Raw genomic sequence first — 24910 nt, 5'->3', positions numbered from 1 at the left:
GATAATTAATTATAGGGCAATATTGTCTATAAGTCGGACTCCGCCAGCATAAACGGCGATAAATGCCCTATATTTTAGGTTTTCGTTTTTTATTGTAATCGGACGTAGCGTGTTTACATCGGTTATTTCTATGTATTCCAGTTCTAGGTCTTCGTGTTGGTCAAATTCTTTCTTGACCCAATCCACTACATAACCAGCACTTTTCGTGCCAAATTTTTCCTTGGCAGCAAGTAGGGTGCTGTAGATGAACGATGCCTTTTGTCGCAATTCGGGCGATAACCTTTCATTGCGCGAACTCATGGCCAGTCCGCTAGGTTCCCTGACAATCGGGCAGCCTATGATTTCTACGGGTATTTGTTGCTGTTCGACCAGTTTTCTGATAATCTGTAGCTGCTGGAAATCTTTTTCGCCAAAATAGGCGCGATCGGGTTTTACGAGCAAAAGAAGTGCCTCTACTATAGTGCCTACGCCATTAAAATGGTCTTCTCTAAAGGCACCTTCCATAACTTGGTCCAATCCTTCAAAATCATAAGTCTTGGCTTTGACGTTCTTATCGTAGACTTCTTCGGCCGATGGGGCGAATATGATGATGTTTTCGGAGGTAGCTGACAGTAGGTCGAGGTCGGCCTGCAGCGTTTGTGGATATTTTTCTAGGTCTTCTTTGTTGTTGAACTGGGTGGGGTTTACAAAGATGCTCACCACCACGGTCTCATTTTCGGCAATGGCCTGTTCGACCAATGATACATGACCTTTGTGGAGTGCTCCCATGGTAGGAACCAATGCTAAACGGTTCGTTTTTGGGAGTGCTGAAACGTGCTCGGTCAGCTCTTTTTTCGTTTTGAATACCAACATAGGTTTGTTTTAAAAGCGAGCAAACTTACTATAATTACGGCTAATGTGCATAATTTTTGTAATTTTGCACGCACGTTGCACCAAATACATAAAACATTGCAAATATGAATGGTAAAAAGATATTGTTCGTATCATCGGAGTTGGTACCCTATCTTCCGGAGAACGAAGTTTCCCTAATGTCTTATGAAACGCCAAGGATGGTCAACAGCAATGGTGGCCAAATTCGCATATTCATGCCTCGGTACGGAAATATTAATGAGCGAAGGCATCAACTTCACGAAGTTATACGTCTGTCAGGGATGAATCTTGTGATCAACGATATCGATATGCCGCTTATTATAAAAGTCGCTTCCATACCGAGAGAGCGTATTCAGGTGTATTTCATAGACAATGACGAATACTTCAAGCGAAAGGCGACCTTTACCGATGCTGAAGGCACTTTGTTTCCAGATAATGATCAGCGCGCCATCTTTTTTGCAAAGGGTGTAGTTGAGACCGTCAAGAAATTGAATTGGTCTCCCGATATTATCCATGTCCATGGTTGGATGGCTTCTTTATTGCCATTGTACCTAAAGAAATACTATGCAGACGAACCTTTGTTCAATGCCAGTAAAATTGTGACATCGGTATATGGTAAGTCCTTTGAGGGCGAGCTTGATTCCGACATGATCAAAAAAGTGGCTTTTGACGGTATTGCCGAAGAAAGTATAGCTCCGCTAAAAACTCCTACATATAATAATTTGTTAAAGGTTGCTGTAGATCATTCCGATGCCATTATTTTAGCGGCGGAAGATATTCCAGAAGATTTACAAAGCCATATATCCAACCTTGAAAAACCTGTGTTGCCGTACGTTACCCTTCAAGAATTTGAAGAGGCATACGCCAATTTTTATAACACTGAAGTTTTAAATTAGCCCGAATGATTTTTTTGAACAGATTGAAGCTCCCTGCGCTGGCAGTAATAGTATTTGTCACCATTTTTGCATCATGTGAAGAAGACTTGACAACCATCGGCTCGGGCGTAGTCGGGGGTGAACCGTTCAAAAATAATAAGGCTAGCTACGATGTCTTTGCCTATAATAAAAAAATAAAGGCCGTATCTGCGAACCGGTTGGCCATTTACCAATTAGGTGTATACGATGATCCCCTTTATGGGAAAACCGAGGCAAGTGTGACCTCTCAAGTGTTATTGCCCAGTGCGAACCCTATTTTTGGTTCGTATACCCAGGAACAAGAAGAAGAGGAGAATCCGAGTTCCGTTTTGCAGATTCCCGAAAATGAAACGATCGATTCGGTGTATCTTTATATTCCTTTTTTGACCAACCCTTCAGGTGATGCCGATTTAGACGGACTTATAGATGCATTGGATAAAGATCCAACGGATCCCAATAGCGATACCGATGGTGGTGGTCTTACCGATAACCAGGAAAAAACAAAAGGTTCGAACCCGTTAGACCCCAATGATGACGAAGACGATGCCGATTTTGTAAAGGACCAGTTTCGTAAGGCTTTCGATTTGGACAGTATTTACGTAGGTGGAAAACTGTACGATGAATTGGAAGATCCGGTGCCTAGCTTTAACCTGAAAGTGCAGCGGTCTACATTTTTTATGCGAGACCTGGATCCTTCGGCTAATTTTGAGGAAGCGCAAGAGTATTATTCAAGTCAGGAATTTGCGCCGACTTTTGTTGATGAAGTGATTTATGATAGTGCCGAGTCGGAACCTATCGTGGTCAGTTCAAAGCAGATTCAATTGAAGAAGCGAGACGATGAATCAACTGAAGATGTTGATGAATCTACCCAGTATAGTTATTTGTCGCCTGGTATCCGCGTGGCTTTGGACAAAGATTTTTTCCAGGAAAATATCTTGGATAAGGAAGGGTCGACCGAACTCTTCAGTCAAAGCAATTTTAAGGAGTTTTTACGAGGCTTGCATTTTTCGGTTTCCGGAGTGGAGAGCGATGTTATGTTCTTGTTCAACATAAGGGCGGCGAACATTACAATTTCCTATAGTTATGATAGTGCCGATTCCGAGGGGAATGTTACTCCTCAGGGTAAGCAAAAAGACGTTGTCTTGGGCTTTGTAAGGGAATCGTATAGTTCTCAGGGCCAGCTTACCGGAATAGATGGTAATGCGGTGAATACTTTCGTTAATGAGGCCTATCCTACTGAAATAGCGGAAAGTCTTGATACGGGCGAAAATGCATCGAAGATTTATTTAAAGGGTGGAGCGGGTAGTTTTGCCGAAATCAAATTGTTCGATAGTGCAGGTAGTCGCGAGGTAATCGATGAGATCAAGTCTAAAAATTGGATTATCAATGAGGCCAATCTTGTATTTCATGTGGCCGATGATAATCTAGGGGAAGAGCCTAGCCGACTTTATTTGTACAATATGGATACCAATACCGGACTGCCTTTGTCGGCTAGTGATGCTGATGGTCAATCTGCTGAATATGACGGGTATTTGGTCAAATCGAATTCAGATGGGAGTTCTACGTATACGATAAATATTACCACCTACCTTAATAGTTTGGTGTCGGGCAGTGCCGAGAATGTGAGCTTGGGACTTACCGCTACGGCCAATGCGTTTATTACGGCAACTGGCAATGCAATGCTAGAGAATGGTGGCGAACAACAATTACCCGTGGCAAATACCTTGACACCTTTGGGTACCGTTCTTTACGGTAGCTCAGTCGACGGTGCTGACTCCGATAAGAAATTGGAGCTTGAAATTTTCTATACTGAAACCAACTAATTGTTTTTAAGTCGACTACGATAACAATAACTCGTGAGTTTGTTGATATGGGGCATGCTTTTTGCTTTATCATACCAATTAACGATAAATTACGTTTTATAGGAGTATTCTGAGGGGATTTGGGCAGCATCCATTACATTTGCGCCGAAGTATATGTATTTCCCCAACTTTAATTAACTTAGATAGTATGTGTGGAATAGTAGGTTATATAGGTCATAGAGAGGCTTATCCGATTATAGTAAAAGGTTTGCAACGTCTTGAATATAGAGGTTATGACAGTGCCGGTGTTGCAATCTTTGACGGCGAAAAAATAAACTTGGCTAAGACCAAGGGTAAGGTGGAAGACCTTAAGAAAAAGGCGGAAAGTACCATTTCATTGAAAGGAAATCTAGGTATAGGTCATACACGTTGGGCTACCCATGGGGTACCCAACGACATCAACTCCCACCCACATTATTCCAATTCGGGTGATTTGGTAATCATTCACAACGGAATTATCGAAAACTACGAATCGGTAAAGAAGGAGCTCACCAAAAGGGGCTACACTTTTGAATCGGATACCGATACCGAAGTTTTGATCAACCTGATCGAAGAGGTGCAAAAAACCGAAGGTGTTAAACTGGGTCAAGCGGTTCAGATTGCGTTGAACGAAGTGGTTGGCGCATACGCCATTGCCGTTTTTGACAAAAAGAAGCCCGATGAAATCGTGGTGGCCAAATTGGGAAGTCCATTGGCAATAGGTGTTGGTGACAATGAGTTTTTCATTGCTTCCGATGCTTCACCCTTTATCGAGTTTACCAACAATGCCGTATACCTTGAAGATGAGGAGATGGCAATTATTCGATTGGGAAAGGAAATCAAACTTCGTAAAATAAAGAATGACGCCGTAGCGTATCCGAATATTCTTGAGTTGAAAATGAACCTCGAGGAAATTGAAAAGGGAGGTTACGATCATTTTATGTTAAAGGAAATTTACGAGCAACCAAGAGCTATTTTAGATACGTATAGAGGAAGGTTACGTGCATCGCAGGGTCTTATAAAGATGGCGGGTATTGACCAAAACCTTGAGAAGTTCATGAATGCCAATCGCATCATTATTGTGGCGTGCGGTACCTCATGGCATGCAGGTTTAGTGGCCGAATACATTTTTGAAGATTTGGCAAGGATTCCTGTTGAGGTCGAATATGCTTCTGAGTTCAGATATAGAAATCCGGTGATTACCGATAAGGACATTCTTATTGCCATATCACAATCGGGAGAGACGGCAGATACCTTGGCCGCCATTAAATTGGCTAAAGAAAAGGGAGCCTTTGTTTTCGGTGTATGTAATGTAGTAGGTTCTTCTATTGCACGAGAGACCGATGCGGGTGCTTATACCCATGCCGGTCCTGAAATCGGGGTGGCTTCAACTAAGGCTTTTACGACCCAGATCACGGTACTTACCTTATTGGCCTTGAAATTGGCGAAAGAAAAAGGAGTGTTTTCCGAGTCTAGGTTCCATGAGTTTTTGACCGAGCTTGAGACCATTCCGGCTAAAGTAGAGAAGGTTTTGGAGAGCAACGCCCTTATAGAGATTATTGCCGATGTGTATAAAGATTCTACCAACTGCCTCTATTTAGGTAGGGGGTATAATTTCCCAGTGGCCTTGGAAGGAGCGTTGAAACTTAAGGAAATTAGTTATATCCATGCCGAGGGGTATCCAGCCGCAGAAATGAAACATGGACCTATCGCGTTGATTGATGATCAAATGCCGGTTTTCGTTATTGCTACTAAAAAAGGGCATTATGAAAAGGTGGTCAGTAATATTCAAGAGATAAAGTCGAGAAAAGGAAAGATAATCGCCATAGTTACTGAAGGTGATACGCAGGTGACCGAACTCGCCGATCATGTGGTAGAAGTTCCAGAGACCCTTGAAAGTCTTTCTCCCTTATTGAACACCATTCCATTGCAATTATTGTCTTATCATATTGCCGTTATGCGTGGCTGTAATGTAGATCAGCCTAGAAACTTGGCAAAATCGGTTACTGTAGAGTAGGCGCTTAAAACCATATAATTATCAGCATTTAACAGGCCTTGACGTACGTCAAGGCCTGTTTGTTTTGGTAAATATGTAATTTCAAGGGGTGTTTTTTAGCAAATATATACTATGCATGCATAATTTTTTTCATTTTATGATTATTGGTCGAAAAAAAAATGTAACTTCGGGTTACTAACATATTTAACTTAAACTTAACATGAGAGCAATACTATTTTTAGCCTTGCTGTTGGCGACTAGCTTTGGATTTTCGCAAACGACGGTAAACGGAAAAGTGGTAGATCAGAACAGTCAACCCGTACCAGGGGCCAATATCGTTATCGAAGGAAAGGCGATTGGTGCCACAACGGATTTTGACGGAAATTTTAGCTTACAAACCTCTGAAGTACCCCCTTTTCAGTTAAGAATTACGAGTATCGGATATTCCGATGTTACTGAGGAAGTCACCTCGAACAATCAAACCTTGACCATTGTAATTAATGAGTCGCAAACATTTTTGGATGAAGTGGTTATTTCTGCTTCAAGAACGCCCGAGCGTATTTTTGAATCTCCGGTTACAGTAGAAAGAATTGGAGTTTCTGAAATAAAGAACGGTACTGCCGCAGATTTTTATGGAGGTCTTGAGAATCTAAAAGGAGTTGATGTTAACACCAACAGTTTAACCTTTAAATCTGTCAATACAAGAGGGTTTGCGTCTTTTGCCAATACGCGTTTTATGCAGTTGGTAGATGGTATGGACAACTCAACACCGGCATTGAACTTCCCTATCGGGAACTTGGTGGGTTTAGTTGAACCTGATGTTTTAAGTGTTGAATTATTACCGGGAGCATCATCTGCACTTTATGGGGCAAACGCCTTTAACGGTATTTTGTTTATGCGAAGTAAAAATCCTTTTGATTATGAGGGTATCAGTGTATCCATCAAACGAGGGATAACTTCCCAAGAAGCTGCCGGTGACAATGCGTACACCGATGTCGGTATTAGGGCTGCATATAAATTCAGTGATAAATTTGCGGGAAAAGTCAATTTCGGATATTTGAAGGGAACCGACTGGGCGGCGAATAATATAGATGATAAGAATACACCGGGAGGTACAAGGGATAACTTGAACTATGACGGTGTTAATGTATATGGAGATGAGGTTGCTACAAACATTAAGGATGTTGCGCTTACTTTAGAGGGCTTAGGCATCTTGCCTGCCGGTGCCAATGCCTTGGTTCCTTCGGAAATCGTAAGTAGAACGGGTTATGATGAAGGTGATCTTACCCAGTATAATGCAGAAAGTATAAAGGCCGATTGGGGTTTATATTATAGACCGATTGAAGATAACAGTTTGGAGATTTCTTACGTAGGTAAGGTGGGTACAGGTACTACTATTTACCAAGGTACCAATAGATATAATATTGATGGATTTTTTCAAGAACAACATAAGTTTGAAGTCAAGAATGACAATTTTTTCGTAAGAGGGTATTTAGTTGGTGATAAGGCTGGAGATTCTTATGATATGGTGTTCACCGGTATCAATATTAACCAGATTTGGAAAGATAATAATACTTGGTTCGGAGAATATACAGGGGCCTATGTTCAAGCAACCTTGGCAGGGGCTACAGATGCCGAGGCGCATGCTGCAGGTAGGGCACAAGCGGAGTCGGGAAGATACTTGCCCGGTACCCCTGAATTTGAAGCGGCCTTCAATAAAGTTATTAAAGACCCGGATTTGAGCAAGGGGTCCCAGTTTTACGACCAATCTAAATATTATCATGCAGATGGTAATTATAACTTCAGTCATTTGATTGATTGGGCGGAAATTCAAGTCGGTGGTTCTTTTAGGGAGTATAGTTTAAATTCCTTAGGTACGATTTACACCGATATAGATGGCCCAATTGATTACTCCGAATTTGGAATTTACTCGCAGGTTCAAAAGACCTTGCCTTTTGAAGGGGAAAAAAGTTTGAAGCTAACGGGATCTATCCGTTATGATAAGTCTGAGTTCTTTGACGGATTTTATTCGCCAAGATTGTCCGCTGGTTATACCATCAGTAGAAACCATAACATTAGGGCTTCTGCCCAAACCGGATTTAGAAACCCGACTACCCAAGATCTTTTTATTGGTCTAGATGCGGGAAGGGCCATTCTGGTGGGGTCTGCGCCGGAGAATTTGAATCGATATTCAAGAGATTACGATATCAGCGCTACCGGGCAACTTCAGTATCAACAACCATCATCGATTACGCAAACTGGTGCGGCAGCATATAATAATTCGTACTCTGCGGCTTCTGTAGCGGCTTTGGGTGAAACAGGGGATCCTTCGGTTCTGGAAATTGCCAATCCCGATTTAGTTAAACCTGAAAAAGTTACTTCTTTTGAAATTGGATATAGAGGTAAAGTTGATAAGTTGGTAATTGATTTCAGTACATACTATAACACATACAAAGATTTTATTTCCCAAGAAGTTGTGGTTTCCCCTTTCTACGGAGAAGTTGGGGATGGGGGACTCTCTGTCGCGGCAATAGCCAATGGAGATTACCAACCATACAGTACGTATACCAATACTGATGCCGATGTTAGTTCATACGGCGCTTCTTTAGGTCTTAATATGAAAGTATTTGGCGACTATAATTTAGGAGGTAGTTATACCTATACAAAATTAGATTTTGACCGTGATGCCAATCCAGATGTAATGCTGAATTTCAACACTCCGGAGCACAAGTTCAAGGCGTCTTTTGGAAATGAGCAATTATTTAAAAATTTCGGATTTAACGTGTCGTACAGATTCAGTGATGATTATTTCTGGGAAGCTACTTTTGGTAACGGTGTTATTCCAGAATTTCATGTAGTCGATGCACAAATCAATTATGAAGTTCCAAGTATTAAATCCTCTTTTAAATTAGGGGGTACAAACCTAACCGGTAAAGAGTACTACACTGCATTCGGTACCGGACATATCGGGTCTATGTACTACTTGTCTTGGACAATTAATAATTAATTTTTTAATCTAAAGTCGAAATGAAAAACTTAAAATATATATACATCTCTTTGGGTATCTTGGCTTTTACGGCCTGTAATGATCCTGAAGATGTTGACCTTGAGCCAGAAGTAATAGCGGAAGCGCCCGTTGAATTAAATGCGGGTTCAGCGGATTTTTCAACTTATGTTTCCTTAGGGAATTCCTTAACCGCAGGTTTTACGGACAATGCCCTTTTCAAAGCGGGTCAGGCCAACTCTTTTCCGAATTTGTTATCGACCAAGTTTGCCTTGGTAGGTGGCGGTTCTTTTACGCAGCCCTTGATGAACGACAACGTTGGGGGGCTTTTGGCTGGAGGGGCCCAATTGGAAGGTTTTGATCCAAGATTGGTTTTTTTTAGTGGAAATGACGAGCAATCTGCTGGTCCTGTTCCCTTGGCATTTTTAAATAGTGAGGCAACTGTTACTACAGATATTATTTTAAACAACCCAACAGGTCCTTTTAATAATTTAGGGGTTCCTGGGGCAAAGAGTTTTCATTTATTGGCTACCGGTTACGGTAATGCCGCAAATTTGGAAGCCGAGTTGGCCAATCCTTATTTTGTTAGAATGACAGGTGCTACGCCAGATGCCAAGGTTTTGGAATTGGCCATGGCGCAATCACCTACCTTTTTTAGTCTGTGGATCGGTAATAATGATGTATTGGGTTATGCGCTTTCGGGCGGTGACGGTAGCAATCCTATTACCGATAAGGCCACTTTTGATTCGGCCATAGGGGCCTTGGTGACCACATTGACTTCCGGCGGGGCGAAAGGTGTGATGGCGAATATTCCCTATGTTACCTCTATTCCCCATTTTACGACCGTTCCCCATGATCCTATAGATCCGAATGAGAATGATTTTGCGGAGCAAGTGCCGACATTGAATAGGGTTTACGGTGCCTTGAACCAAGTGTATGATGCTCTTGGTGAAACCGAGCGAATGGTTGTTTTTTCAGATTCCTTAAATAATGCGGTAGTTATAAAAGATGAAGCCCTTGCTGATATATCGGCGCAAATTACCGGGGCCTTTAACGCCAATCCGAATTTTCCAATATTCGTTCAGGGCTTAGGTTTGCCTGAGGCGGCAGCACCTTTGGTGGCTACGCTCTTAGGAAATGCCTATGGACAGACAAGGCCTGCTACCGAAAACGATTTGTTAGTGTTGTCAAGTAGCCAGGTAATCGGAAAGGTTAACCAAGAATCTTTTGCTGCCCTTTCTGCTGAAAATCTTCCACCGGCAGTGGCCGGTCAGTTTTCTGTGGAGGGTATAACGCTTCCTTTAGCCGATAAGTGGGTTTTGACGCCTGAAGAACAAGATGAGATCAAGGCGGCAACCGATGAGTTCAATGCTACGCTTTCGTCGGCGGCCTCAGGAGCTGGTTTGGCCTTTGTCGATGCGAACCGATTATTGCAAGACCTGGCGCAAGGTGGGGTTACCGATGGGGATTTTACCCTTACGGCCAACTTGGTCACCGGCGGGGGCTTTTCCTTAGATGGAGTGCACCTTACGGCTAGGGGCTATGCCTTAATGGCCAATGAATTTATGAAAGCGATTGATGCTACTTACGGATCTAACTTTGAAGCTTCGGGTTCATTGTTCAATATTGGAAACTATCCAACAAATTATTCACCTGCATTGCAGTAGATGTTGTTTTTGTAACATTTTATAGGGCGCCTTATCAAGGCGCCTTTTTTTATGCGAAAAAAGAACAAAAAGTAGTTTTCAATTCGAGTTGAAAAACATACCTTTGCAGCCTGAAAAACACGGCTGTATAAAGGTGTTTTTCAATACAGTAAGTAATTTGAATTCATAAACTAATAAAGTAATGTCAAAAGTTACAGGTAAAGTTTCCCAGATTATTGGGCCGGTAGTCGATGTGGAATTCCAATCGGGAGATGCCCTTCCAAAAATATACGATTCTCTGGAAATCGCTGGTAAAGATGGTTCTAAACTAGTTTTAGAAGTGCAATCCCACGTTGGTGAAAATACAGTAAGAACAATCTCCATGGATTCTACTGATGGTCTAAGTAGAGGAACAGATGTGCTTTCGACAGGTAGCGCAATTCAAATGCCGGTCGGTGATGATGTATATGGTCGTCTTTTTAATGTGATCGGTGATGCTATCGATGGTTTGGGCGATTTGCCTAAATCAGGTAAAGATGGTCTTCCAATTCACAGGGAAGCACCAAAATTTGAAGATCTTTCCACTTCTACAGAAGTTCTTTTCACTGGTATCAAGGTTATCGATTTGATCGAGCCTTATGCAAAAGGTGGTAAGATCGGTTTGTTCGGTGGTGCCGGTGTGGGTAAGACCGTATTGATTCAGGAATTGATCAACAACATCGCCAAAGGCCACGGTGGTCTTTCTGTATTTGCAGGTGTTGGTGAACGTACCCGTGAAGGAAACGATTTGCTTCGTGAGATGTTGGAATCGGGTATTATTAAATACGGTGACGACTTCTTGCATTCAATGGAAGATGGCGGATGGGACCTTTCCAAAGTGGACAAAAAGGCCATGAAAGACTCAAAAGCAACCTTCGTGTTCGGTCAGATGAACGAACCACCAGGAGCACGTGCCCGTGTGGCATTGTCAGGTTTGACCATTGCCGAGTATTTCCGTGATGGTGCCGGGGAAGGCCAAGGTAAAGACGTACTTTTCTTTGTAGATAATATTTTCCGCTTTACACAGGCAGGTTCAGAGGTGTCGGCCCTTTTAGGTCGTATGCCGTCTGCAGTGGGTTACCAACCAACTTTGGCAACAGAGATGGGTGCCATGCAAGAGCGTATTACATCGACCAAAAGAGGTTCTATTACATCTGTACAGGCGGTTTACGTACCTGCGGATGATTTAACGGATCCGGCTCCGGCAACAACGTTTGCCCACTTGGATGCTACAACGGTACTTTCACGTAAGATTGCGGAATTGGGTATTTACCCAGCGGTGGATCCATTGGATTCAACTTCCCGTATCTTAACGGCGGATATTTTAGGTAACGATCATTATAACTGTGCACAACGTGTAAAAGAGTTGTTGCAACGTTATAAAGAGCTACAGGATATTATCGCCATTCTTGGTATGGAAGAACTTTCAGAAGAGGATAAATTGGCGGTAGGACGTGCAAGACGTGTTCAGCGTTTCCTTTCACAGCCTTTCCACGTAGCGGAACAGTTTACCGGTATACCAGGGGTATTGGTTGATATTAAAGAAACCATCAAAGGATTCAATATGATTATGGACGGTGAATTAGACCACCTTCCTGAGTCGGCTTTCAACCTAAAAGGAACCATCGAAGAAGCTATCGAAGCCGGTGAGAAAATGTTAGCTGAAGCTTAATTAGTACAAGTACATAGTATTTAGTATCCTATACTAACTACTTATTACTAACTACTCAATACTATAAGGATGTATTTAGAAATTGTATCACCAGAAGCCACATTATTTTCAGGCGAGGTAACGTCGGTAACCGTACCTGGGGTAAATGGGGAGTTCCAGATTTTGAACAATCACGCACCCATCGTTTCCTTGCTTCAAGAAGGTAGTGTTCGTGTTGAGGGAAATATAACAATAGATGAAGCGTACGCCTCTAAGTTCTCTAAAGACGCTAGTGGAAAGGTCATTCTTCCCATAGCTAGTGGAACTGTTGAAATGAGTGATAATCGGGTAATTGTATTGGCCGATTAAAAAGCGCAATCATATTATAATTTCTAAAAGCCGTACTTAATTGTGCGGCTTTTTTTTGTTTTGGCATGAATGAAAAATGAATGGAATCGTTCCAGAAGGCAATCATGCATTTTACAATAGTGTTGGCCGCTTACGGCAGTTTAAAAAATTAAAAAGCCCAAAGGATAAGTTTTGGGCTTTTTCTATGGGGATTTATAATTGATGTGGTTTTATTTGATAATCACTTTTCTTAAGGTTTTTCCATAGGGGGTTTCAAGTAATACGGCATAGACGCCTGCGGGAAACCCCGAAAGGTCAAAAGGAATGTTGTACGATGATTCCCCACGATCTTTTTTAGAGGCTATAAGCGCATTATTTGCCAAGCTGAATACTTTGATACTGATGTTGCCCCTTTCGGAGAGTGTAACGTCTGCAGTGAACTCACCGCTACTGGGGTTCGGGTATACGATAAACTCATCGATAAGTTTTTTACCGTTTTCGGTATTTTCCTTTTTAATTGTGGCGTCGGCCTCCAACACAATTATTTTTTTAGTCTGTTGTGCCCAGCAGTCGCCTCTTGAGGTTATGATTCCTATCTCGTATTCACCAGGTTGATCGAACCTAAACTCCGCCTCATCGTTATCGGTCTTCAATATGGTCGCCTCATCAGGTAGTATCCATTCCGATTTATCGGGCAGGGGATAGCTGATATCAACGGCAACGACCGTTTCGTTGACAAATACTTGGGTAGAAGCCGCAAATTCGGCATCTATTTCTTCGGGACTTACATCTACCCTTACGCTTCCTTCTGCCGAGCAACCTGTTGGTGTCGATACCCTGACCGTATATGTACCGCTCTCCACCAAGCTTACCTTGGCTTCATTGCTCGTAAACCCATTATCGGATGACCAAGTGTAAGATGCTTGCCCATCTTCCACACTGGCATCTAAAACTAATTCTTGACCTGCACATAGGGTGCGGTTTTCCCCAAGGTCTACCTTTAGGGGTAAGGGGTCTTCAAGAATATAGGTCCGGGTTAAAGGGCCGTCACCAAATCCGTCTATGGTTACCGTGTAACTTCCCGCACCAAGGTTTTCAATATTGCTAGTGGTGGCCCCGGTACTCCATTCGTAGGTAAACACGCCATTGCCTTTGTTTACCAAAATGGAAATACTACCGTTGGTATCGCCATGGCAGCTAGGCCGTACAATAGTCTCCTCTACGATGTCGGGCTGGGTAATCTCATACGTTTCGCTTATAGAGCAGTTGTTATCGTCGGAAATAGATACTAGGTAAAAACCGGCAGATAGCCCGGAAATAGTCTCTTGGTCACCGATAGGGCTATTGTCGGATAAGCGTAGCCAGCTGATGTCGAATGGAAATGCACCACCATCAAGTTGTAGGGAGATGCTACCGTCATTGGCTTGGTATTCAGAGGTATGGGTTATATTGGTGTCTGTGATCTGCAAGGGGTCAGGTGCTGGTTTTACTATAGCCGTAGTCGTAGCGGAACAACCATTATCGTCGACTACCTCAAGGATATACTCCCCTGCCGTTACTCCGACTAGGTTCTGATTGCTTTCCCCATTGCTCCATATATAGATGTACGGGGGCGTGCCCCCTTCAACTTTTACGGTCACGGCACCTGTTGCCTCTCCATCACAAAGTATATCAGTGGTGTCTTCTATAGAAACCTCTAGCAGGTCAGGTTCGGCAATGGAAATAGGATTAGAGTCCTTAATTATACCATTGGCATCGGTTACCCTTAAAAAATAGGTTCCTGCGCTTAGGTCCCCCAAGATTGGTGATTTTTCGTTTAATAGATTGTCGGAGCCGAGAGAGCTTTGGTACCATTCAAGGGTGTAGGGCTCGACCCCTCCTTCGATACGGGCCATGATTTCGCCGTAGTCATCGCCATGGCACAATAAGAATTCGGTTTGTTCAAGAACGACGGTCAGTTCTCCGGGTTCTAAAATCTCAAAGTTTTCTTGAAGGGTACACCCGTTACTGTCCGATACTGTAACGGTATAGGAGCCTTCCATTAGGTTATTGATGTCTTTGGTGGTCGTTCCATTTATACCAGGGCCTGTCCAGTTATAGCTGAAAGGAGGTGTTCCGCCTGTGAATACCGGGGATATGGCCCCATCACTCCGACCGGCGGCACTTATGTGAACGACGATGGTATTATCGGAATCCCACGTTATTATTGGGTATTGGTCAACGGTAACATCGGTCTGGACGAATTCACATCCATTGCCATCGCGTACTATAACGGTATAATTACCTGCGGGAACATTTTCGAACAGGGGAGAGTTTTGAAAGGAATTGCCGTTGTCGATACTATAGGTATAGTCTTGCAAGGCTCCGGGCGTACCCCCCGTAACGTTAGAGATACTAATCGTACCCCTATCGATACCGGAACAGGTAGAAGAGCTGGCGACATCGGCCATTAGGGTACTCGGAGCGACGAGTTCAATGATAGTACTCTCTAGGGGTGTTGGCACGGATGGATCTTTTAGGAAAAGTTGATACTCTCCGGGTGGCAGATCGGAGATGGTATTTTGGTCGACCAGCACGTCGTATAGTGAGCCGTTGCGCCACCATTCGAAGGTAATGGGCGTATTACCGATAACATCGGCTCTTATAGAACCGTCATTGGAAGCGGAACAAGTTATCTGGTTTTCAATTTCCACATTGTTTATGGCCAAGGGACCGGGTTCCGTAATTTCAATCGACAAGGTGGCGGATGTACAGGAATTGGCGTCGGAGACGGTTACTTCGTAGAATCCTGCGGTAAGTCCGCTTATATTTTGAGTGTTACTAGAGAACGAGGTGTTGTTAGGTCCTGTTCCTATCCAATTAAAGGTGTATTCTTCATTAGGATCGATTTCCGGTAGTCCTCCCGAGACGTTAATGACTATGGAGCCATCGTTACCTCCGTTTGAGCTAACATTCATGTGTGCATCGGTATTTTCCGAGACTATAATTTCGGAAGGCTCTTCTACGAGGAAGGAGTCTAGCAATGGAGTGGCCTCACACTGGGTATCCTTGTCCCGCAAGTATAGGTCGTACACCCCTCCCGTAGCGATGGGGATGGTAAAATTGACCAAATCTTGCCAATCGTCATAGGCATCGAGCTTGTATTCATAGTTTGTCGCACCCGATACGGCCACGAGAATACTTCCATCTTGGGCACCGAAACAACTAATAGGTGTAATCGACGTATTTCCTTGATCTATAACAACTGCTACAGGGGCTTCAAGTTCGATGGAAGTGCTAACGTAGCCTGAAGCATCGTCAAAATCAGTAAAACCATCGGAGGCGACTTTTAGAACATACGTCCCTGGTTCGGTTAAGTTGTTAAGCGAAATTTGAGGGGAAGAAGTCGTTTGTGTTGCGGAAACGCTACCATTAATGGTCCATTGGTAGTTATAAGGGGTTAGACCGCCGGAAACCGTTACTGCTATGGAAGCTTGGTCGCCAGAGCACGACATAGGGAAAGATTCGACCGTTTCAATGGTTGGGGGAGGAGATGCGGTAACAATGGTATTGTCGGAGGTTTCGGTGCATCCATTGCCGTCGGTGATTACGATTCTATAAGTGCCGATTTCCAGACCGGAAAATTGGGCACTTTTATTAATTGAATTATGCAAAAAATCAGGGTTTGCGACCACTTCAAAACTCGAGGTGGACGTATTCAGTTTTTCGAGTTGAAAGATATAATTCGGTACTCCACCTTCGTAGTTTAAGGTAATGAAATAATCGGGACCTCCGGCAGAGGGAGCAACACCTGCCTTTGTCTCCAAAATTTCCAAATTGGGGATAGCGGCATTTATTTTGGTATCTAAAAGTATGCTTTTACTGGGGCAATCATTTATGGAATAGATGGCTTGTATGCTAACTGTTTGCTCCGTGTCGGTAGGGGTGATTTCCGCCTCGTCCCCAGTTACCTCAAACCAATCACCGGCACCATTAAGTTGGTATCTATAGGAGTAGGTACCACCTCCGTTTAAATTATTTCCCCCTACTGCCGAGAATTTTATGACGGCATTGGGATTGTCGCATGAGGCTTGGGTTATGGTGGCCGAGGGGATGATTTCGGAGGGTTGGTTGATGGTGAATGATCCTGATTTTGGATAGAGTTCACCACTTTTTACGGTTACATCGTCACCCTCATATTTTACTTCTTGGTATAAAATATAATAGGATTCTTCTCCCAAGATTTTACCGGAGTTTCCTCTGTAACTCCCATCTGTGGTATTTAGCTCTAAGGGGCCGACCTGATTCGGACTACTACCATTGCTGAACCTTACATTGGCAACGGCTTGCGGAAACTGTGCGGTATTTGGATTTTCGTTTTTTTCTTCTCCCTGGGGAAAGGAAGAAGAATTCCCTTGATATATAAAATATCGCATTTCATAACCTTCCTGTACATCAGATTTAAAATTTAAGGTGACACTACCATTTGTTCTATCGTAGCATTCAGCATCGGTTGTTTCTATGGGGTTCGTCTCTCTTAGTTCTATGGAGCAATTTTTTACCTCAATATCGAAATTTTGAGTGTAGGAGCTATTGTTAAAAACGATGTATCTTAGTTGAAGGTTTTTGTTAATGAAATTTTGCGAACTTGTGCCAAAAATCTCTTCGATAGTTTTATTTAAGGGAAATAAGGATGAAAATTTTGGTATTTTTTCCCATTTTGAACCATTCAAATATTCCCAAACTATATCTGCGTTTTCTAAATTTTGAGAACCTCCATTGTATGGGGAGAACAAGATCTCTTCGGGACATACAACCCCCCCCTTATTTAAACTCATGTGAGGTAAGAACACTGCGGTATAATTGACAGGTATGGTTAGTGTTCTTGGACATGTAATGGGGTTTGGGCCTTCATAGTCTAAAATAAACGTATCAAAGAATTTTAATTTGGCACTGGATTCTATTGGATCATACCATCTGAAACCTCCGCAAGGACCTCCGCATCCATAACTAGGGTCGTCATCATAGCCTTCTTGAAATGAAATTGTTACATCTACGGAGGAAGAAGTGATATTATATTTTCCAGTTGAATGAGAGATATTGTATTTTGTTGTATAATCACCTATTCTACAATCAATATCAATGGGAATACGTTCAGAATTCACGTAAAGAATACCTTGAGAAAAAGAGTTAATAAAGCAGAATAAGAACAATACGGATGATAATAACTTCTTCATATTCCTAATATTTTAATTCCAATTTCTTGAAGGGAGAGAGAGTGCCAGATATTAAAACGAATTGTAATCCATACGTATATTCGGAGTTTACCTTCAAATCGATATCGTTAAAACTAGTTACATTTTTATTGAATGTTTTAAATAGTTTAAGGTCGTTTTCCATTGTTCCTCTATACAATCGATATTCAAGGACTTCTTGATCCTTTATTTTCCAAGAAAGATGAATAAAGCGCAATTCCCGGTTTACCGTACCGGAAAATTTAAAGTCGTCGTCCTTGACGATTTTGCCGCTCCAGGCTACTGTGAGAGGGTCCGAAGGGGCACTCTCCAGTCCCGCGGAGTCTTTTGCCACTACGATGTAGGAATATTGATTTCCTTCCAATTTCTTGGCGTCTAAAAAAGAATTGTCATTTCTTATGCCAGTTTCATGAATTTTCTCCCATAGTTCTTCCTGTTTGCCCATAGCTTTTCTAAAGATTGTATGGGATGCCACATCAGGGCTGCTACTAGGAGACCAGTTGATTTGGGTGCCTTCTGGCAAAACCTCATACTTTGTAAGTACCGGGGGAGAAGGAGGGTTTAAATCGGGTTTGTTTACCTCCAGTATTTTGGAAAATGTTGATCTGTTGTACCTTTGGTCCTCCGCCTGGAGTTTGTAATACACCTTGCTGTTCAGATTACGGATAGGAAGGGTGTCGTTGTAATTTTCTGTGATGTAGGTTTCTTTTGTAACTTCAGTGAATTCTACATTAGGATTGTTTGACCTAAAAATGCGATATCCTTTTAAATCACCTTCCAGGTTTTTGTCCCATGAGAGTCGCACCACTCCGGTAGTGTCCATCACTCCCATTAAACCCTTGGGTGCTGCAGGAGGTACTGAATCGACAGGTTGTACCATTACTGGTAAGGACTCACTTTTGGTTCCGTTTTTATCCACTGCCGACACTGTGAAGTAATTAATACGGTCCAATTTGTCGTAAGAGATGCTTCTGCTTGTTGGCGGGATATTGTCTATTACGGTTTTAAAAGGCCCATCGTTGGTATTTGCTCTATTTAACTGAAATTTGGAGATCAGTTCGTTTCCTTCTTCCTTAATTTCCCAATAAAGGGTAGCTCTATTGTCGGTAGGGATTTCTTTTTTATAAATTCTTGGTACATATTCCAATGATTTTTTGCCCTTCCCCTGTACTATTGAACTGGCTGGACCAACTTCGTCGAATGCGGTTTTACCTTTTATGCGATAATAGAAGGACTTGTCGTTGGGTATGGAATCGGTGTAATAAAGGGCAATGTTATTGTCATTTGGATATGGTGAAGCATTAAAGATAGGTTGTTGGTTCTGTTTTTCAAAGTTGAGGCTGTCAGCTGACTTTTCAACGATATAACTCGTATAAATACTACTTAGAAGGTTATAGTTCCAGCTTAGTACTACATGGGAGTCTTTAAAAATACCTGCCAAGCCAATAGGTTGGGGCAATTTTTCGTAAAGATGGGTTCCTGCATATGTCGACCCCTCCTTAATTTTTATGTTTGCATCTTCGGGAAGGGCTACTGTAACCTTATAAACGTATCCTTCTCCTGGAACTATGGAGGTGTCCTCTAATCCCCAACCTGCTAGTTTGGCTCCTTCAAAGCTTTGTTCGGCAGCCAGAAGGGCAAAGGTGAAGCGCTGTTCCAATTCGTCGTTAACAGCGGTTATTTTTCCCAAAACCCCGGTTTTTGGAGCTAGGGTTTTAAAAGTTTCCCCAAAAAGGGCTTGGGTCAGGACAGCTATGTTCTGGTCTTGGTTGGCCAATGTTTCCCATTCCTCCAAAGGTCTTGGTTTTAGGGGTCGCTTAACAAGCATTTTTCGTTCTATGGGAACTACAGCCTCCCCGTTGCGGGAAATGGTAGACCGTTCTATGTAAAAGCCGTATTCGTTACCGATTTTCCAGCCCAAAGCTTGGTCTACGGCCCATCTGAGCATCACCTTGTCCGGAAGCGACCTCGAAATAAGTTGGACCGAGGTTGAGTCTTGTCCCCAACAAAAGCTAAAGAGTAGGTATATGATGAAAGATATTTTTTTCAAACTATTGATTTTTGTATTTTATGGGATATCCTTTTTGATATAATTGTCCAGGCGTTCTATAAATTAATTTGGCATTATAGGTCCCCAAGGGTAAAGGAGGGAAACTCGTCATCAAATACTTGAAGTTGTTGTATATTTCTTCATCACCTTCTCCTTCAGAGTATTTTTTTATAAGCTTCTTTCTCAAAACGACCATATCATTTTTGTATTGGTAAGGCAAATTATAGATATGGGGTATTCTGTTTTTAACCCAGAATGAGCCTGGGTTCGTGGCTAGGTTGGCCATATACTCGTCACCGATAACAAAAGATCTAATAGGGGGAGCCCCTAGGATTGTTGTGTCCCTATCTAATTCTATATTCCCGTCTAGTGGATAAACATCATCAGCATATAACATGGGCCCTATTTTTTTCTTATAATAACTGTCATTTAAAACCGCTTCAGCATAAACCAAAGGCTTTGTTTCAGTGTAAGAATTCCCAATTACTTCTAGTATATCCAGATATTCATAATCTGCGACCTGAATTGATAATGAATGAACATCGGAAGATATGGATGCATTAAGAAGATAGTTTGTGGGTTCCAAATTCTTGATTTTCTCCCCAAAAGTCTCATGTCTACTTGTTTTGAAGGTATAATCAAAAATGGATTTTGGTGCGGCATTCGAAATGGTAACATTGGACGCTTTTTTATTGGCTACCACAGCACTGGCCGATACGTTTTTGACACTTTGGGTTTCTGTGTCCGGGTCGAACCACGTGGTGTCCCCAGCTTCTTCATCGTCCAACAACTCGGTTTCCTCAACCACGATTTCGGTAGGGATTTCTTGTCCCGAAGGAAAGACCATTAGGTTTAGGTCGTATTCTGCATCAAGGACCATATCAGGAATATCAAAAAAGACCATGCCCTTATTTTTATCATAACTTACAGGGGTTCGGACACCTTGCCCTGAAGCCCTGGATACAAATTCGGCCCTAATTTCAAAGTCTTTGTTAAAGAGATTGTCCTGGGGCTGGATCATTTTGACATAACCTGTCTTGTATTCCTTTGGATAGAAATTTCGCTGCTCTTTCACAGGATACAAATAAGCCACGTTTTCCCATACAATATGGTCAGGTGCCTTATCGGTAACAAAGGAGATTTCTTTTTTTTCTACAACAGGCTTGCCATCTTCGGTCATGGTTTTATATGTACCGTCAATTTTTTCGTCAAAACTCACTTCGATTATCACTTTTACTTCTTTTTCCGAAGGCAAAGGCCGTTCCGGTTTGAACGTAACCGCATCGTTAGTGTCGTTCCATTCCAAGGTGCCTTTTATTTTTTTTCCTTCCGAAGTGACGGTAAAGTTTTGCAGCTGTAACTTAAAGGTCCTGACCTCCTCTTCTATGTCAACGGTAAAGTCTGAATTGACGGCGTAATTGAAAACGGCTTGGGGTGCGGCAAACACCGAAATATCATCGTCTCCATCCCTAGGTGTAAGATCGGATATCATCGGCACCCCAATAGTGTCGTTTATGTTCTCTAATTCACATTTTTCCCCTAATTCTACCTTCATCCTCATCCTTCCCTTAACACGTCCGCCTAAGATTTTGTAATACATGCCCACATAGCCTTGAATATAAACGGGGTTTGGAAATTGACCTCTTAACGCGGTAGCAACGCCGGCCTCTACGATCTTGAAATTTCCTTTGATAAAGGCGAGGTCTACCTTAACACCAAATTCACCGTAGAGATAGGCGTATACTTGTCCCATACTGTACCACCCATTGTTTCCGACAGGCCCTGGTCGGCCAACACATTTGGCATTCGGGTAATAGGCATGCATAACATCGAAACCGGCACCGATTTCTACCATTGCGTAGAATAAGCCCCAATCAAAATTATAGCCGTAGCCGAAATTCATACCGAAGGCGAAGCCTTTTCCGGATACCAGTTGATTGTCTTTGCGTTCGCCCCTAAGCATATCATCGCCTAGAATTTTGGTGACTATTGGGTGGGGACTGATGTCACCTGGGGCCGGTAATTTTGTTCCCGTCATAAAGTAACCGCCGACTCTTACCTGAACACCGGAGTTAAACAATAAATCTATCCGTTGGTCGGGCGTACCGATGTACATGTACCAGTCGTTGGGGCCAGTGTGTATTTTGGCATAGCCGGCCAAATTATTGGCTCCACCCCCTTTAATGGCCCCAAGGTCTAGATAGAGTTCAAACTCCCCATCAAAGGTGTCGTTAACAAAGTCTTTTTCGATACCCACGTAAACTCCAACCTTGCCCGATGCGGCTACATCGTGTATGGGAATCGATTCTTTGGCAGTGGTCATAAAATTACCGTACCGTTTATTTGCCGCGGCGGCGGAGTTGTCCCGTAGCGACTTGTCAACTTTCTCCGCTACTTCGGCCGATTTCTTCAAGTCACCGGGGCCTGATTCGTCCTTGCCCATTATGGCCCCTTCGCCCATAAATCCGATTCGGTTGAGTCCGCCATGGGCATTGAACTCCATTTCCAAGTATGCTTTGCAAGAGAAGGCATCGGCATTTTCTGTGGTAATCTTGACTCCTGCGCGTACTCCTAGGCCGGTATTGACGTCGGGTTCGTAAACTGCGGTTCCCGGTTCAAAACCGGAACTGTTGCCGCTGACCTTTTGCATTTTGTACGATAGACCACCAACAAAGGCTTTAATGGGTAGTTTTGTTGTTCCTTCATTTTGTATGGAGTTAGTGGCGATGTCCACGGTCCAATATCTGAAATCTGTATTTCCAAAGATGGCATTCCCTTCTGCACTAAACTTTAATTTTTTAAAAGTGGCGGTGAGGTTTCCTTTAAACCCATTGCCGTAGACGGGGTCGTCTTCCATTACGTCCAATTCACCCTTAATTTGAAAATTGGCTTTGGTGTAGTCGATCTCAATTCCATCGACCGATACTTTTTCAAATTTCCATTTGTGGATTTTGGAACCGTCTTCCAACTTGCCGATAATGTCCATGCTGGTAGTGGCATGTGATCCATCGCCATCAAGGTTGATCTTTAGGTCAAAGGATAGGCCCACTTGATTCTTTGGGGTGACCAACTTCAGGTTTTCTACGGAGGCCGGAAAGTTCATGAGTTTCATTTCTCCCGTAAAACCGAACTTGTCGGCACTGATGGTTTTTTTGCCGGGCTCGGTCTCCAATTTTAGTTCTTGAAACTCGATTCCTGGAAAGCTGAAGCCTTTTCCACTCGCTTCCGCTTCTTCGGCGCTAGGGGATGCTTCCCCCTCTTTTTGGCCTATTTCACCGATAACGGATAGCTGTCCGGTCAGGTTGGCCGAGGGGTAAACATTGCCATCTTTCACATTAATGGCTACGCTAGAGTTGCGTTCCAGTTGCATTTCACCCAAGAATACAGGGGTTTTGTAATTGCTCTTGAGTCCCACTTCCAGACCATATCCGTTTTGGGCTATGTATCCCTTGTAGTCCATGGGCTCTTCGAAGATGGGAACGGCAATATCTCCGCCGATGGATCCGTCGGTCAAGGAATTTCTGGAGAGGGAAATGCTTACGTCGTCAATGGTAAAGGCCCATTTGCCAGCGGCGCCTTCGCCTGTTTTTAAGACGTTTTCTCCGTGGAAAGTGCCCGAGACACCTTGACTGTCCAATACCAAATTTTCGGCTACGAATTCAACCCTGCCATTCGATTTTTTAGTGTTCTCTATACCTTTGGGTAACATGATTTTCACTTCTTCGGCATAGAAGCCCCGCCATAGTTTTTTGTCTTCACCGGGGTAGATCTGGTCATACTCCTCGGGGAGGTCTAGTTTGGGCGCGTTTCTGCTATCGCTTAAATCTAAGACTACCTTAGTTAGGTCAAAGCCCCAGCCTTTGAGGCCCACCACTTCAAAACGCGGTAGATTGACATCGACCAACAGGTCGTTCCAACCTTCGGCCTTGACACTGAACGAGGTGCCCACATAACACTTGTTGTCGACAGCCTCTTCATTGTCTTCCATGTATTGGTTTTCACTGCTGTCCCCACAGACGTAGTTCCCATTCTTGTCAATGGGCAAGAGCACGTTTCTGGAAACACGTAAATCCCCTTCAAGGCTGATGCCTTTTAGTTCGGAGCAGTCAAATTCAATATATGATTGGTCGTCGAAGGTATTTTTTTTAAGGTTGATACCCCCTTTTAGGGTCAATAGCCAGTTGTCGCCTTGAATGGGGATGGCCTGATTGCCCAAAAGCACCAGTCTCATGTCGCCTGATAGGCCGCCGTCATAGGATAGTTTTACGTTTTCGGCCCCAAAAAAGAGTTCGCGTTCGATGCCACGATCTTTTTCGTTTTTAACTTCACCCTTTTCGGGTATGATCAATCGGGCCCATACTTTAAGAAGGGCATAGCCGGGGGTGAACTGTACCTCGGTAATGGCGAGCTCCACGGAGTTGTTGGAGGTCTGGTCGGTCTTTTTGAGTCCCACCGGCAGCTCCAACAGGTCTTTGCCGGTTATGATGTCTACAAAGTTGCCTAGCTCCTTGACGGCATCGAGGGCGCCTTTGGCATTGTTGATCAGTTTTTCTACGGCAGGGTTTTGCTGGAAGTTTTCGGCCAGGTAGGCTTCGTTGAATTCAGGTGCGCGATTGGCAAAGGATACGTTAAAATCTTGGCTTTGGGCCAACTGCTGGTCTAAGGAAGGGAAGGAACGGAACACCTTTTCTTCCTCAACGGCTGCTTCTTCTGTTTTTTGGGGGATAGGGGCCGTTACGGCGGGTGTCAATACCGAGCCGCGAAGGGCCGCCAATTGTTGTAAGTGGGCCAATTGTTGTGCCTTGATTTTTTTGAGTTTGACGCTGTCCTTTGGACTTGCCGAGGTCGAGTCTTTTTCCGTTAGGGGTGTCGATAGGCTTTTTGACCCGATATTGTTGGTCGGGAGGGAATAGCTTGAATGTGCCCAAGGGTTGCCATGGGCGTACGCCGATTGGCCGAACACGACGGCAGCAAGGCATAGGAGTGAAACTATGTACAGGTAGTTGTTTTTCATACTACGTTGGTTTTTCGTGTTGTTGACCCCACTGAAATCGTTGGGGCTATATCGTTTTTTCTCTTTCCTTCCGTTTTTGTTTTACCTTTTTCTTTTGTTTACATCGGTTCGATCCTACATCCCCCGCTCTTCAGGCACCCCCTTCGAAGGGGGGTATTGTCCCTTTGAGGGGACGGTAAAGTAGTGGGGCACTACTTTACAGGGGTGTTTTGAACATGGCACGAGCGTGATGCTCGCGCTAGTGGGGGAATTATTATTTCCTTCATATGATGTATATTCCTATTTCTTAATTATGACTTTTCT

Annotated in this window: 11 protein-coding genes; 7 read left to right on the top strand and 4 right to left on the bottom strand. The window is 43.3% G+C overall.

The features are described from left to right. Window positions 1-9: 9 nt before the first annotated feature. A complete protein-coding gene (gene panC, locus ZOBGAL_RS06695; RefSeq protein ID WP_013992776.1) occupies window positions 10-852 on the bottom strand; it encodes a pantoate--beta-alanine ligase in 843 nt (280 codons plus the stop codon). A 104-nt stretch (window positions 853-956) separates the two neighbouring features. Here panC and ZOBGAL_RS06690 point away from each other — a divergent pair, with 104 nt between their 5' ends. From ZOBGAL_RS06690 to ZOBGAL_RS06660, 7 genes are all read left to right on the top strand, one after another. Next, window positions 957-1766 carry a glycogen/starch synthase gene (locus tag ZOBGAL_RS06690; protein WP_013992775.1) on the top strand — a complete coding sequence of 270 codons (810 nt, stop codon included), beginning with the start codon at window positions 957-959 and terminating at the stop codon, window positions 1764-1766. 5 nt (window positions 1767-1771) lie between these two features. Then, window positions 1772-3607, top strand: coding sequence for a DUF4270 domain-containing protein (locus ZOBGAL_RS06685; protein ID WP_013992774.1), 1836 nt, complete (start codon window positions 1772-1774; stop codon window positions 3605-3607). A 187-nt stretch (window positions 3608-3794) separates the two neighbouring features. Further along, window positions 3795-5642 carry a glutamine--fructose-6-phosphate transaminase (isomerizing) gene (gene glmS, locus ZOBGAL_RS06680; protein ID WP_013992773.1) on the top strand — a complete coding sequence of 616 codons (1848 nt, stop codon included), beginning with the start codon at window positions 3795-3797 and terminating at the stop codon, window positions 5640-5642. Between the two features lie 199 nt (window positions 5643-5841). After that, the gene (locus ZOBGAL_RS06675; RefSeq protein WP_013992772.1) at window positions 5842-8628 is read left to right on the top strand and encodes a TonB-dependent receptor; all 2787 of its coding nucleotides are present in this window, start codon (window positions 5842-5844) and stop codon (window positions 8626-8628) included. Between the two features lie 20 nt (window positions 8629-8648). Then, the gene (locus ZOBGAL_RS06670) at window positions 8649-10292 is read left to right on the top strand and encodes an SGNH/GDSL hydrolase family protein (RefSeq protein ID WP_013992771.1); all 1644 of its coding nucleotides are present in this window, start codon (window positions 8649-8651) and stop codon (window positions 10290-10292) included. A gap of 181 nt (window positions 10293-10473) precedes the next feature. Beyond that, window positions 10474-11982: a F0F1 ATP synthase subunit beta gene (gene atpD / locus ZOBGAL_RS06665; RefSeq protein WP_013992770.1), complete on the top strand. Its 1509-nt coding sequence runs from the start codon at window positions 10474-10476 to the stop codon at window positions 11980-11982. Between the two features lie 69 nt (window positions 11983-12051). Next, window positions 12052-12330 (top strand): F0F1 ATP synthase subunit epsilon, encoded by a 279-nt coding sequence (locus ZOBGAL_RS06660; RefSeq protein ID WP_013992769.1) that lies wholly within the window; start codon window positions 12052-12054, stop codon window positions 12328-12330. Between the two features lie 209 nt (window positions 12331-12539). On the opposite strand, the gene ZOBGAL_RS06655 is transcribed toward ZOBGAL_RS06660, so the two are convergent. Genes ZOBGAL_RS06655 through ZOBGAL_RS06645 form a run of 3 tightly spaced genes read right to left on the bottom strand, consistent with a single transcriptional unit; the run spans window position 12540 to window position 24607 of the window. Continuing rightward, window positions 12540-17525 (bottom strand): T9SS type A sorting domain-containing protein, encoded by a 4986-nt coding sequence (locus tag ZOBGAL_RS06655; protein ID WP_013992768.1) that lies wholly within the window; start codon window positions 17523-17525, stop codon window positions 12540-12542. Window positions 17526-17529: 4 nt separating this feature from the next. Continuing rightward, window positions 17530-19593 (bottom strand): fibronectin type III domain-containing protein, encoded by a 2064-nt coding sequence (locus ZOBGAL_RS06650; protein WP_148560693.1) that lies wholly within the window; start codon window positions 19591-19593, stop codon window positions 17530-17532. 1 nt (window position 19594) lies between these two features. Continuing rightward, window positions 19595-24607 (bottom strand): hypothetical protein, encoded by a 5013-nt coding sequence (locus ZOBGAL_RS06645; RefSeq protein WP_013992766.1) that lies wholly within the window; start codon window positions 24605-24607, stop codon window positions 19595-19597. Window positions 24608-24910 lie beyond the last annotated feature (303 nt).

The organism is Zobellia galactanivorans (assembly GCF_000973105.1).
GTDB classification, from domain to species: domain Bacteria; phylum Bacteroidota; class Bacteroidia; order Flavobacteriales; family Flavobacteriaceae; genus Zobellia; species Zobellia galactanivorans.
Note: the sequence above shows the minus strand (reverse complement) of the source record. Positions and strands in the feature narration are given on the sequence as shown.